Source organism: Pectinatus sottacetonis (assembly GCF_015732155.1).
In the GTDB taxonomy this organism is placed as follows: domain Bacteria; phylum Bacillota; class Negativicutes; order Selenomonadales; family Selenomonadaceae; genus Pectinatus; species Pectinatus sottacetonis.
The window spans coordinates 48,889-63,242 of the sequence record NZ_WIQK01000001.1; the positions used below are offsets into that span (position 1 = coordinate 48,889).

Sequence of the window (14,354 nt, forward strand, 5' to 3'; positions counted from 1 at the left end):
TAACACACTACCAAAAATATAATTAACTTCTTTTCTTTATTTTATGTTTATAAAATAAAACTATCAATAGTAAAAGTACAGAATTCAGTGCTATTATTCCACCTGGAGCTGCATTTATCCAGTAAGATATAATTATCCCAGCAAATATATCTATATAGCTGAATAATATACCATATAATAAGGTTTTCTTAAAACTGACTTCTAGCTGCAATGCCGAGGCAATAGGTAATGCTATCAATGAACTAATTACAAGGATACCTACGATCCTTATAGAGATAGAAATTGTTGCCGCAACCAAAATGGCAAACAGATAGTTTATTACTTTTACATCCACACCTGCTACTGTTGCGCCTTCTTCATCAAATACAATAAACATTAGCTCATAATAATAACGATAAACTAAAAACAGGGAAATAATGCTAAAAAACAGTACCCAATAAAAATCAGATTTCGTAACCGTCAAAACACTGCCAAACATCAATGAATCAATATTTGCATGTACCATACCAGAACTTAGTAAAGTAATTGCTATACCGATCGAAAGAGATAAAATAACCACCAGGATTAATTCAGCATAAGTTCTAAAATGCTTACGCAGCCACTCAATTATCACACTAAAAATAGAAACAACTACAAACGCACTTAACACTGGATTTTGCTGGAATAACATTCCTACCGAAATTCCTGCTAAAGAAGCATGCGATAATGTATCCCCCATCATCGAATATCGTCTTAATACAAGAAACATCCCAATTACCGGGCACAGGACCGCTATAAAAATTGAAACAAGAAACGCATTTTGCATAAAATTATAAGTCAACATCAGTTATGTCTCCTAAATTATTTTTTATATTTTCCTTTATATACTGCTTAGGCAGGCATAAATGTCCTCGCCCTTTTTCAATATGATATATTATAGTAGAATTTTTCACAGCTGCCCGCAAATTATGTTCCACACAAATGATTGTCATTTTTTGCTTATTGTTTAGTTCAGCTAAAAGATTATATATTTCTGTGCGGCTTATACTATCTATTCCATTCGATGGTTCATCTAAAATCAACAAATCAGGATTACCTAAAAGAGCGCGGGCAATAAACAGTTTTTGGCATTGACCACCGGAAAGCTGCCCAATAAGAGTTTCCTGTTCATTTTCCAAATTAAGTAATTTTAGAACTTGTGATATATTTTTATAATTTCTTTTTTTCTTTACTGCCTTATAGCAGTATAAAACTTCCCGAACTGTTATGGGAAAATGCGTATTCAACTGATTAAACCGTTGCGGTACATAAGCAATATTTTTAAAATCACTATTTATTATTCCTGATGTAGGTATTATCAGCCCTAAAATTAAACGTATTAAAGTACTTTTACCTGAACCATTTACACCTAATATTGAAACATATTCTCCCGTTTGCAGCGTAAAATTTATGTCATTTAATAAATTAGGTTTATTGCTGTAGGAAAAATATAAATGTTCTATTTTTAACATAAAATCCCCCATTAATCTTGACATTTCTTTTTTATTATTATATCTTTATATTAGTGTTAACGCAAATGCGAATTATTTGCATTAACTGATATTATGTATAATTTGAAAGGTGGAAACACAATAATGAAAAAAAAGATACTCATTTTTGCCCTTTCGGCATTATTTCTCTTTGTGGTATCCGGTTGTTCCTTAAATCATTCCAAACCAGAATCAGCAGCTACTCCTGATTCCAATAAATTGAAAGTAGCCGTTTCTTTTCAAGCTATGAAAGGACTAACTGAAGCTATTGGCAAAGATCACATAACTGTTGAATCTGTAATTCCTGACGGCAGCGAACCACATAATTTCCAGCCAACTGTAAAAAATTTAATGGCACTTCACAACGCAAAATTATTTATCTACAATGGTTTTGGACTAGAAAATGCATGGCTGAATAAAGTTACTAATGCTGCATCGGATAACAAGGATCTTGTATTAGTAGAAGCTTCAAAAGGGGGAAAACCATTATTACTTAATACCCCTGAATATAAAGGAAAAAATGTTGATGATCCACATTTTTGGGTAAGTATTAATGGTTCTGAGCTTGAAGCTAAAAATATAAAAGATGCCTTGGTTAAAGCAGATCCTAAAAACAAAGCAGATTATGAAAAAAATTACCAAACATTTTATAATGAACTTGAATCTCTGAAAAAAGAATACAGTAAAAAATTTGCTGATTCCAAAAGAAAAGATTTTGTTACCGGTCATGCTGCCTTCGGTTATCTGGCAAAAGATTTTGGGTTAGAACAAAAAAGTATATCTGATGCTCTTCTTTCAGGAGAACCCAGTGCTAAAAAATTAAAAGAACTGACTGATTACTGTAAAAAGAATCAAGTCACTACAATATTTGTTGAAGATATGGTAAGCCCTAAAGTCTCAGAAACATTAGCCAAAGAAGTTAATGCCAAGGCCGTTAAAATCTACACCTTGGAAAGCTCTCCTGATAAACTCAGTTATATAGACGCCCTGCGGTATGACTTGGAACAAATATATAAAAGCTTGAATTAACTTACTTGTAAAATAAAATTTTCATAATATAAACATAAATGTGGTGTCATCAAAATTTCTAAGTTTCATGATGACACCATATTTTATACAAAAATAAAATTATATTTGATAATTTTATTTTTTTGTTTTATTATCATATATAGTAGTAAGATACACTTTAGACATAATATAATTAACAAGTATGTTTTGTCAATAAAATATCAGTATCATTTACTTAAAAATCTGCACTGGTTATTTCCGCAGAAATCCTAAGAGGTTTTTAATTTATGAATCGTAGACAATTTATCTATTATGCACTATCTTCCCTTACTGGCTTGCTAATAGCATCAAATTCACATTTTACTGCCAAAGCTTTTGCTTCAAGCAGCCATATGGTATCTTCTCCTTATGTAAAAGAAACATATTTAAAATTTGTCATGCCGTTAGAAAACCGTACCGAAACTAATATGATTATTCTCCATCATATTGGAGATACGAACAGAGACGTATCTGCTGCAGAAATCCATCAATGGCATCTTGCTAGAGGATGGGCAGGAATTGGTTATCATTATGTTATCCGCAAAGATGGAACAATAGAAAGAGGTCGTCCCCGTGATACTATTGGAGCCCATTGTTATGGACACAATGAAACATCTGTCGGCATCAATATCGTAGGAGATTTTGAACGCTTCTTTCCTACTCAGCCGCAACTGGCGTCAGCGATACAGTTAACTGCCTTTCTCTGTCAGTTTTATCGCTTATCCCCCAGTGATAATATTATCTTTGGACACAAAGATTTTAACCAAACTTTATGCCCGGGGAAAAATTTTTATGCCCAATTAGACGATTTTCGCCAAAATGTTTTTAAACTGTTATAGGATAAGACACTATTTTGATAACCTTTGGGATTTTCTTGCTTAAACAAATGCGTAAAAGCCCTCTAGCTGTGAATTTTACAGCTAGAGGGCTTTTACATTTAAATATATCTACAATAAAACTATTTAGTATTTGTATTAGCTGCATCATCGATCTTATCAAGCTCTTTTACTTCAATATTGCGATAACGACTCATGCCCGTTCCTGCCGGAATAAGTTTACCAATTATTACATTTTCCTTCAATCCAATAAGAGGATCTACCTTTCCTTTTATGGCTGCATCAGTAAGAACGCGTGTCGTTTCCTGGAAAGAAGCTGCAGACAAGAATGAATCCGTTGCTAACGAAGCTTTAGTTATCCCTAACAGTATAGGATGTGCTACAGCTGGCATACCATCATTTTCTATTGTCTTGGCATTAGCTGTCTCAAATGTATTTATATCAACATATTCCCCTGGCAAAAATTCAGTGTCACCAGAGTCTTCTATTTTTACCTTATGCAACATCTGTCTTACCATTACTTCTATATGCTTATCATTTATTTCAACACCTTGTGATTTATAAACTTTCTGCACTTCATAAACAAGATACCGCTGTGTTTCTTTCAAGCCACACACCCGTAAAATATCATGCGGATTGATAGATCCTTCAGTAAGCTTGTCTCCTGGTTTTACTGTAGATTTATCACGAACTACCAAGCGTGCCCCATAAGGTATCTGATATTCACGCGGTTCTCCTTCTTCCGGCGTTATAACGACAACACGCATACCCTTATCTTCTGTAATAGTTACATCTCCTGCTATTTCAGCAATAATCGCATGATGTTTTGGTTTACGTGCTTCAAATAATTCTTCGACACGCGGCAGACCTTGAGTTATATCTTCACCTGCCACACCGCCAGTATGGAATGTACGCATAGTCAGCTGTGTTCCTGGTTCTCCAATAGACTGTGCTGCAATAATACCAACAGCCTCACCAATATTAACTTCAGTCGCATTAGCCAAATCACGACCATAGCATTTTATGCAGACACCAAATTGTGATTTACATGTCAGTACACTTCGTATTGAAACTTTTTCCCGTACAGCACATATTTTATCTGCTAATTCATCTGTAATAGTTTCATTTAATGAAGCTATTTTTTCATTTGTCTTAGGATCAACTATATCTTCTGCCAGTACACGACCAACAATACGTTCTTTTAATGGCTCGATAACGCCATTGCCTTCTTTTATTGCTTCAACTTCAATACCGCGAATACTATTATTACGAACTTTTACTTCTTTAGCATCACTTTGTAATATAGTTTCTATATTTTTTTCTGTAAGGGCCGTTCCTTCTGAAACCAGGACATCCCCATTTCCCGTATAAACATCTTTTGTTATTTTTTTACCGAGCATTTCCCGCATCATAGCTTTTTTAATAGCTGCGCGGGCATGTTCTTCTGGCGCGCCCAGCGAAATTATTTCACTGGATGCTGCACTACCACAAATGTCTGCATTCGATGAACCTTTTACAGTTATCTGTGATACACCATGTTCGCCAATTGATTTGAGCATAGCATTATCAAGAACTGTATCTGCGCTGAACAAAATATCCGCCGTCTTGGGATCTGCCACATCCTGTGCCAGTATACGCCCCACAAGAGTAGGTGCCAACATAGAAACAGCATTTGACGATGATGTAGCAAGTTTTGCCCTTTCGCGTACAAGATTTATGCCTACGACATCACAATCCTCTTCACGTACTATAACATCCTGTGCCACATCAACAAGGCGACGTGTAAGATAACCAGAATCAGCTGTACGAAGTGCTGTATCTGCCAGCCCCTTGCGGGCACCATGTGATGAAATAAAGTAATCAGATACCGTTAGCCCTTCACGGAAATTAGCTTTGATCGGCAGTTCAATAATATTCCCAGACGGATCAGCCATAAGTCCGCGCATACCTGCTAATTGACGCATTTGTTGTTTATTACCACGAGCCCCAGAATCAGCCATCATAAATATAGGATTAAACGGACTCATATTATTCATCATAGCATCTGTTACATCTTCAGTTGCCTTAGTCCAGAGATCACAGACCTTTTTATGGCGTTCTTCTTCCGTTATCAATCCACGAGAGAACTGACGTTCTACCCCATTTACTACGCCTTCTGTAGCTGTGATAATTTTCTTCTTTTCTGGTGGTACAATTATATCAGAAATAGCAACTGTCATACCGGCTATACATGCATAATGATAACCTAAGTTTTTAACGCCATCAATAACAACAGCTGTCTGGCTGCCGCCTAATTTTTTATAACATTTTGCTACCAGTTTACCAAGCTCTTTTTTGTCCATCCGAATACCCAAACACCATTCATCAGTCTTTTTATCCTTATAAAAATACTGTAACGGTTCTGGCAGTATTTCATTGAATATCATTCGTCCGAGTGAAGTATTGACCATTCCATACTTTTTAAAACGCACTTTTATCTTTGCTTGCAGTGCCAAAACTTTTTCCTGATAAGCCAACAGTGCTTCATTAATACCAGTAAAAATTTTACCCTCCCCAAGCGCACCTGGTCTTAATATCGTAAGATAATATGACCCCAAAACCATATCCTGGGTAGGAACAATTATCGGGCGTCCATCTTTAGGTGCCAGTATATGATTTGCAGCCAACATTAGGATACGCGCCTCTGCCTGTGCTTCAGCAGATAAAGGTAAATGAATAGCCATCTGGTCACCATCAAAATCGGCATTATAAGCTGTACATGCTAGAGGATGCAGCTTTAACGCACGTCCTTCTGTCAAAACTGGTTCAAAAGCCTGTATTCCAAGGCGATGCAGTGTTGGTGCCCGGTTAAGAAGAACCGGATGTTCCTTAATAACTTCTTCCAAAACATCCCACACTTCAGGACGTACACGTTCTACCATACGCTTTGCTGATTTTATATTATGAGCAATACCAGCATTAACAAGTTTCTTCATAACGAACGGCTTAAATAGTTCTAACGCCATTTCTTTTGGTAAACCACATTGATGCAGTTTCAGTTCCGGTCCTACTACAATAACCGAACGACCTGAATAGTCAACACGTTTACCAAGTAAGTTTTGGCGGAAACGTCCTTGCTTACCTTTAAGCATATCACTTAATGACTTCAAAGGACGATTTCCCGGTCCTGTTACTGGACGACCCCGACGACCATTATCAATTAAGGAATCAACAGCTTCCTGCAACATACGTTTTTCATTTCTGACAATAATATCCGGAGCTCCTAAGTCAAGCAGTCTTTTCAACCTATTATTACGATTTATAACACGACGGTATAAATCATTTAAATCGGATGTGGCAAATCTTCCGCCGTCTAACTGTACCATTGGACGTAGCTCTGGAGGAATTACCGGAACTACATCCATTATCATCCACGACGGCTTATTGCCTGACTTACGAAAAGCTTCAACAACTTCCAAACGGCGAATAGCTCTTACTTTGCGTTGCCCGCTAGAAGAATGCAGCTCAGCCCGTAAGTCAACACTCATCTTATCCAGATCTAGTTCCTGCAAAAGTTGCTTGACTGCCTCAGCTCCCATGCCAACTTTAAAATTACTGCCATATTTTGCACTATACTCACGATATTCACTTTCAGTCAAAAGCTGCTTTTTCATAAGTGGTGTATCCCCGGCATCAAGAACTATATATGATGCAAAATACAATACCTTTTCCAAAGAACGAGGTGATACATCAAGAATAAGCCCCATGCGGCTTGGAATACCCTTAAAATACCAAATATGTGATACAGGTGCTGCCAGTTCAATATGCCCCATACGTTCACGGCGTACTTTAGCTCGCGTAACTTCAACACCACACCGATCACATATAACACCTTTATAACGAATACGTTTATATTTACCACAATGACATTCCCAGTCACGTGTAGGCCCAAATATTCTTTCACAGAATAAGCCATCCCGTTCCGGTTTCAATGTACGGTAATTTATAGTTTCCGGCTTTTTTACTTCACCATAAGACCATTCTCTTATCTTTTCTGGTGAAGCAATCCCTATGCGCATGGAATCAAAATTATTGACATCCAACAAAGGGTAGTCACTCCCCTCTACTCATTATAATCGTCATTATCATTATCTGATGAATTACCTTTATCAGTGCTGCTCAAATCCTCTTCATTAGTCATATTACCAAGTTCCGCAATGATATCATCATCAGTTAAATCTTCTTTTTTGTCATCAGAATCTTTATTATCAGTTTTTTTATCATCATGTCCTACTGCTGGCTCATGAGGTAAAGGAAGCCCTGGAGCCGCTGATTTATCCGCATTAGGCTCAATAGGATCATCATCAGTATCATGAATCATTATTTCCTGTGCATCTTCCGAAAGGACTTTTATATCCAGACCAATACTTTGAAGTTCCTTTATCAAAACTTTAAATGATTCCGGTACCCCTGGTTCAGGTATATTTTCCCCCTTGACTATTGATTCATAAGTTTTTACACGACCTACAACATCATCAGATTTAACAGTTAAAATTTCCTGCAATGTATATGCTGCACCATATGCTTCCAAGGCCCATACTTCCATTTCCCCAAAACGCTGACCACCAAACTGTGCTTTACCACCCAGCGGCTGCTGTGTAACCAGGGAATAAGGACCTGTAGAGCGAGCATGAATTTTATCGTCAACTAAATGATGCAGTTTAAGCATATAAACACAGCCAACTGTTACTGGATTTTCAAACGGCTCACCTGTACGGCCATCATAAAGTATCGTCTTACCATCATCAGAAAAACCTGATGCATGTAATGTTTCAAATACTTCATTTTCCTTTGCCCCATCAAAAACTGGTGTAGCAATATGAAGTCCCGCTTCATCTGGTTTAGGCATTCCATAGGCATCATAGTCATATCCTATTTCCCGTAACCGTTTTTCAACTGTCGGATCTCCGGCTTTAATCTGCATACCAAGCTCACGGACAGCCATGCCTAAATGTGTTTCCAGTACCTGCCCAATATTCATACGAGATGGCACCCCTAATGGATTTAGAACAATATTAACTGGTGTACCATCTGGTAAAAATGGCATATCCTCTTCACGCATTACACGGGATACTACCCCTTTATTTCCATGACGGCCAGCCATTTTATCGCCAACTGATATTTTACGTTTCTGCGCTATATAAACACGTACCAATTGATTTACACCCGGTGGTAACTCATCATTGTTTTCTCTGGTAAAAATTTTAACATCGACAATTTTACCTGCTTCACCATGAGGTACACGCAATGAAGTATCACGCACTTCCCGTGCTTTTTCACCAAAAATTGCCCGCAATAATCTTTCTTCTGCCGTAAGTTCAGTTTCTCCTTTAGGTGTAACTTTACCTACAAGGATATCACCAGGACGAACTTCTGCTCCGATACGGATAATTCCCTGTTCATCGAGATCCTTTAGTGTGTCTTCTGCCACATTAGGCATATCACGTGTAATTTCTTCCGCTCCAAGTTTTGTATCTCTTGCATCGCATTCATATTCTTCAATATGAATAGACGTATAAATATCTTCTTTTACCAGCTTTTCACTCAACAGCACTGCATCTTCATAGTTGTAACCTTCCCAAGGCATAAAAGCAACTATTATATTATACCCCAGAGCAAGTTCGCCATGATCAGTTGCCGGTCCATCAGCTATCGGCTGTCCTTTATAAACACTATCGCCTTTATAAACAATTGGTAATTGATTTATACAAGTTCCCTGATTGGAACGCAGATATTTCTGTAATTTATAAGTATCATATTCTCCATTATCCTTACGGACAACGATCTGATCTGCCGTTACTTTGGAAATCACGCCAGCATTTCTCGCTAAAATCATAACACCAGAATCACATGCGGCCTTATATTCCATACCAGTACCTACTAAAGGTGCCTGTGTACGAAGTAAAGGCACTGCCTGACGCTGCATATTAGCCCCCATCAGCGCACGGTTAGCATCATCATTTTCCAGAAAAGGAATCATAGCTGTAGCAATAGATACAACCTGTTTTGGCGACACATCCATGTAATCAACAGAATCAGCCGGCATTAAGCTTGTTTCTTCATGGAAACGAGCTGTTACACGATTATTCAAGAACCAGTCATTACTGTCAAGTTTTTCATTGGCTTGTGCAATTACTATATCGTCTTCCTCATCAGCCGTAAGATAATGTACTTCATTAGTAACTTTTTTATTAACTTTATCAACTTTTCTATAAGGTGTTTCCATAAAACCAAAACGATTGACCCGTGCATAAGTTGATAAAGAACCAATCAGCCCGATATTAGGACCTTCTGGTGTTTCTATAGGACACATACGTCCATAATGAGAATTATGGACATCACGTACTTCAAATCCAGCACGTTCCCTAGATAAACCACCAGGTCCCAATGCACTAAGACGACGTTTATGTGTAAGTTCACTCAGTGGATTATGCTGATCCATAAACTGAGATAACTGACTTGATCCAAAAAATTCCTTTATAGAAGCAACTACCGGACGAATATTTATAAGTGCCTGCGGTGTAATAACTTCATTATCCTGGATAGTCATTCTTTCTCTTACTACACGTTCCATACGTGACAATCCTATACGGAACTGATTCTGCAACAGCTCACCTACAGAACGAACACGTCTATTTCCCAAATGATCAATATCATCTGTATTTCCTACACCATCCATTAAATTAAGCAAATAATTTATAGATGCCATTATATCTTCTATAGTTATCGTACGATGGTGATATTCCAGAGTAGAAGAACAAATCATTTTCATTGGTTTATCTGATTTGGTTTTGACATAAAAAGAGATCATATCAGTATCACCAAAGATATTTCTTTCCTGTTCAACAGTTATAGGTTCCAGCATAGACATATCAATAACAGTGTCGGCTGGAACTACTATTTCGCCAGTAGTACGATCAACCAATGGTTCTGTAAGTTCATGCCCTGCAAGACGGCGCTTCCAACCAAGTTTCTTTGTTATTTTATAACGCCCGACAGTAGCTAAATCATAACGTTTAGGGTCGAAAAACAATCCATCTAAAAGTGCCTGTGAGTTTTCAACTGTCGGCGGTTCACCTGGTCGCAGACGTTTATAGATTTCGACTAGTGCCTCTTCCTTGGACATGGCACTATCACGTTCCATAGTATTTACGATACGTGGGTCATTGGCAAACAACTCAGCAATAGCTTGATTAGAACTTATGCCAAGCGCACGAATAAGAATAGTTACCGGCAGCTTACGAGTACGATCAATTCTGACTGAAATTATATCATTAGCATCATTTTCCAGTTCTATCCATGCTCCGCGATTTGGAATAAGCGTGGAATTATAAAGCTGTTTTCCTGTCGAATCTGTTGTCACTCCATAATATGCTCCTGGTGAACGTACTAACTGACTTACTATAACACGTTCAGCCCCATTTATAATAAATGTGCCTGTTTCCGTCATCAACGGAAAATCACCCATGAACACTTCCTGTTCTTTTATTTCGCCAGTTTCATTATTAATAAGACGTACATTAACACGCAGCGGTGCCGCATAGGTAGTATCTCTTTCCTTACATTCGTCAATAGAATATTTGGGATCACCTAATGAAAAAGTTTCAAATGATAAAACAAGATTCCCCGTAAAATCCTGAATAGGAGAAATATCATGAAAAATTTCTTTAAGCCCATCTTTCATAAACCATTCATATGAATTTCTCTGGATATCCAACAAATGCGGCATATCCATAACTTCTTTAATTTTGGCGTAGCTATACCTTGTTCTTTTTCCTACCGGAACAGGTTTAAACAAAATTTTCACCCCTCAGCACATTTAAACAATAATAAAGTAATGAACATTAAAAAGGCAAGGCAGTTATTATTTTTCACACCTTGCTCTCTTAATTTCATAATATTTCATTGTACACCCCGCCTGATATATTTTATCTGCAATAGGTCCTCTGTCTTTTACAGATAATTAGCCATTCTGTAATATCCAATTTTAGCATACATGACATATTATGTCAATAATATTTTATTATTTTGTCCAAATAAATACAGCCATTTCGACTTTAGTAAAAAAGCTTCCCCTCATATCAATGAAGGAAAGCCCTGTATCATACTTTCATTATAACAAACTCAACATGAAAGTTTCATTTGCTAAGACTGCATTACAGTCTTAAGCGAGCTATTCCGTGTATTCACGGTTTTTAGTTATATATCATAAAATATTCCGTACTATTTCTTATAAAAAAATTTTATTTATAATACATATTCTGCCTTTTAACATCTATGACATTCAAGTAGCAGCTTACCTAATATGATAAGCATTAACAAACTAAATTCTATATATCTAATAAAGCCAAACTTATGTGTTAATTTCCTGTTTTTCAGGCAAAAACATACATTATCAAGGTCAGCTGGCAATATCCTTTTTGAACATGCTGTCAGCTTCACTTACAATACCATTATTAATAGTAATGTTTTCTGGCACATATAAGACCATGGAAGCAGTAATTCTTTTAACTGCCCCATTCATAACATAACATGCCCCATTAATAAAATCACAAATACGCCTTTGCGTTTCAGCATCAACTTTTTCATAATTGACCACAGCTGCTTTTTTACGCTTTAATGCATCGGCCACAGCTTTTACTTCATCAAACGCATTTATCTTAAACACCAATATCTGCATGTCAGCAACCTTATTATTGGTGTGAACTGATAAATGTGTACGTACAGACGAAGTTGATACCGAAGCTGTATTCTGCTGTGGAATAGCAGTTCCTTGTTCAGCAGATGTCTGTGACTGCTGTTTACCAGAGTTAGAATCATGCTGTAATGGCATATTTTCAAGTGGTTCTTCAATCTCTTCAATCGGCATCAATATATTAGCTAGTTTGTTTATCAATTTCAAAAAAATCACCCCCACACAGTACAAAACAGATCCTATAGTCATTATGTGTGTTATTCTACATATAATTAAAATATCCTGCTAAAAAAAATTTTTTAGCAACTATTTCGCATTTTTTCTCATACGACCGCGCTGCTGTTTATTAAGAATTGCTTTGCGTAAACGTACATTTTTGGGTGTAACTTCTACAAGTTCATCTTTATTTATATATTCTAAAGCCTGTTCAAGACTTAATATACGTGGCGGAGTCAGGCGAATAGCTTCATCTGATGAACTAGAACGCATGTTAGATACATTTTTCTTTTTACATGGGTTGATATCAATATCTACATCGCGGCTATTTTCACCAACTATCATGCCTTCATATACTTGTTCATTTGGGGCAACAAACATTGTTCCTCTGTCCTGTAGTGTATAAATCCCATAAGCAGTAGTTTCACCACGTTCAAAAGCAACCAGAGAACCGCGTGCCCTTCCCGGAATATCTCCCTTATAAGGTACATATCCATGGAATACGTGATTCATTATGCCATTTCCCTTAGTATTTGTTAAAAACTCCGATCTGAATCCGATAAGGCCGCGTGCTGGTATTGTGAATTCCATTCTTAAATAGCCTGATAACTCAACCATATTAGACAGTTCTGCCTTACGTGTTCCCAGTGATTCCATTACCGTACCCATAAACTCCTGTGGAACTTCTATGGATAAATTTTCAATAGGTTCACAAAGCTGCCCATTAATAGTCTTATATATTACTTCTGGTTTACCAATCTGTAATTCAAAACCTTCTCGGCGCATAGTTTCAATTAATATAGATAAATGCAGTTCACCGCGTCCTGAAACCTTAAAAGTATCTGCCGAATCAGTTTCCTCAACCTTTAAACTGACATTGGTTTCCGTTTCTTTGAATAACCTGTCACGTAAATGACGTGATGTTACAAAATCACCTTCATTGCCTGCAAAGGGACTGGTATTTACACCAAATGTCATTGACAACGTAGGTTCATCAATATTAATTGCCGGCAGGGCTTCTGGATTTTCCGCATCTGCAATAGTGTGTCCAATACTTATATCTCCCAGACCGGTTATAGCCACAATTTCTCCCAATGGTGCTGTTTTTACCGGAACACGTTTCAGTCCCTGATAAACGAAAACCTGTCCTATTTTAGCTTTTCTTTCTCCATCACCACTTATTATGACTACATTTTGACCTTCCCTTGCCTGCCCACGAATAATACGTCCGATTGCAACACGACCAACATATTCATCAGCATCAAGCGTAGTTACCATTATCTGCAGAGGACCATCAGCATCACCCTGAGGTGCTGGTATTTCCTTTATCAAAAGATTCATCAGTGGTTCCAAATTAGTACTTTCATCGTCCATAGAAAGTTTTGCTATCCCATCGCGAGCAGCTGCATAAACAACAGGAAAATCAAGCTGCCCATCGTCTGCACCAAGTTCCATAAACAATTCTAAAACTTCATCATAAACATCATCCACACGTTGATCAGGACGATCTATTTTATTAATTACAACAATGGGCTTTAGTTTTTGTTCCAAAGCCTTTCTAAGAACATATTTAGTTTGCGGCATAGGTCCTTCAAAAGCGTCTACCAATAAAAGGACTCCGTCTACCATATTAAGTACACGTTCAACTTCACCGCCAAAATCAGCATGTCCCGGGGTATCAACTATATTTATTTTTATACCTTTATACATAATAGCCGTATTTTTAGATAAAATAGTAATACCGCGTTCACGTTCCAAATCATTGGAATCCATAACACGTTCAGCAACTTGTTCGTTAGCGCGGAATACATGACTTTGTTTCAGCATAGCATCTACTAAAGTTGTTTTTCCATGATCGACGTGCGCAATTATCGCGATATTTCTAAGATTTTCATTAGTACTCATAATTAACTTACATTCCTCCAGGAAACAATTCTTCATTTAGTTGTATATCTTCATAATCATAGTATAAAAAGTAATTACTGTCAATCATAATATATAATAATAAGTAGC

The 14,354-nt window shown here is 37.1% G+C and carries 8 protein-coding genes; 2 read left to right on the forward strand and 6 right to left on the reverse strand.

The window, feature by feature from the left end:
• Positions 1-22: 22 nt before the first annotated feature.
• On the reverse strand, positions 23-823 hold the full coding sequence (locus I6760_RS00215; protein ID WP_196592528.1) for a metal ABC transporter permease: 801 nt from the start codon (positions 821-823) through the stop codon (positions 23-25).
• Positions 810-1,490, reverse strand: a complete 681-nt coding sequence (locus I6760_RS00220) for a metal ABC transporter ATP-binding protein (RefSeq protein WP_196592529.1) — start codon at positions 1,488-1,490, stop codon at positions 810-812. The genes I6760_RS00215 and I6760_RS00220 overlap by 14 nt, the downstream gene beginning before the upstream one ends.
• Positions 1,491-1,613: 123 nt before the next feature.
• Between I6760_RS00220 and I6760_RS00225 the strand changes: the two genes are divergently transcribed.
• The gene (locus tag I6760_RS00225; RefSeq protein WP_196592530.1) at positions 1,614-2,537 is read left to right on the forward strand and encodes a metal ABC transporter solute-binding protein, Zn/Mn family; all 924 of its coding nucleotides are present in this window, start codon (positions 1,614-1,616) and stop codon (positions 2,535-2,537) included.
• Positions 2,538-2,803: 266 nt separating this feature from the next.
• Positions 2,804-3,394: a peptidoglycan recognition protein family protein gene (locus I6760_RS00230; protein WP_196592531.1), complete on the forward strand. Its 591-nt coding sequence runs from the start codon at positions 2,804-2,806 to the stop codon at positions 3,392-3,394.
• A gap of 119 nt (positions 3,395-3,513) precedes the next feature.
• Here the strand turns inward: I6760_RS00230 and rpoC are convergent, their stop codons facing one another.
• The 4 genes from rpoC to typA all read right to left on the reverse strand — a co-directional run bounded on the left by rpoC (position 3,514) and on the right by typA (position 14,246).
• A complete protein-coding gene (rpoC, locus tag I6760_RS00235; protein WP_196592532.1) occupies positions 3,514-7,476 on the reverse strand; it encodes a DNA-directed RNA polymerase subunit beta' in 3,963 nt (1,320 codons plus the stop codon).
• A 17-nt stretch (positions 7,477-7,493) separates the two neighbouring features.
• Positions 7,494-11,228 (reverse strand): DNA-directed RNA polymerase subunit beta, encoded by a 3,735-nt coding sequence (rpoB, locus tag I6760_RS00240; RefSeq protein WP_196592533.1) that lies wholly within the window; start codon positions 11,226-11,228, stop codon positions 7,494-7,496.
• A gap of 603 nt (positions 11,229-11,831) precedes the next feature.
• Complete coding sequence (locus tag I6760_RS00245) at positions 11,832-12,332, reverse strand: cell division protein SepF (RefSeq protein ID WP_196592534.1); 501 nt, start codon at positions 12,330-12,332, stop codon at positions 11,832-11,834.
• Between the two features lie 99 nt (positions 12,333-12,431).
• Positions 12,432-14,246, reverse strand: coding sequence for a translational GTPase TypA (gene typA / locus I6760_RS00250; protein WP_196592535.1), 1,815 nt, complete (start codon positions 14,244-14,246; stop codon positions 12,432-12,434).
• Between the last annotated feature and the right edge of the window lie 108 nt (positions 14,247-14,354).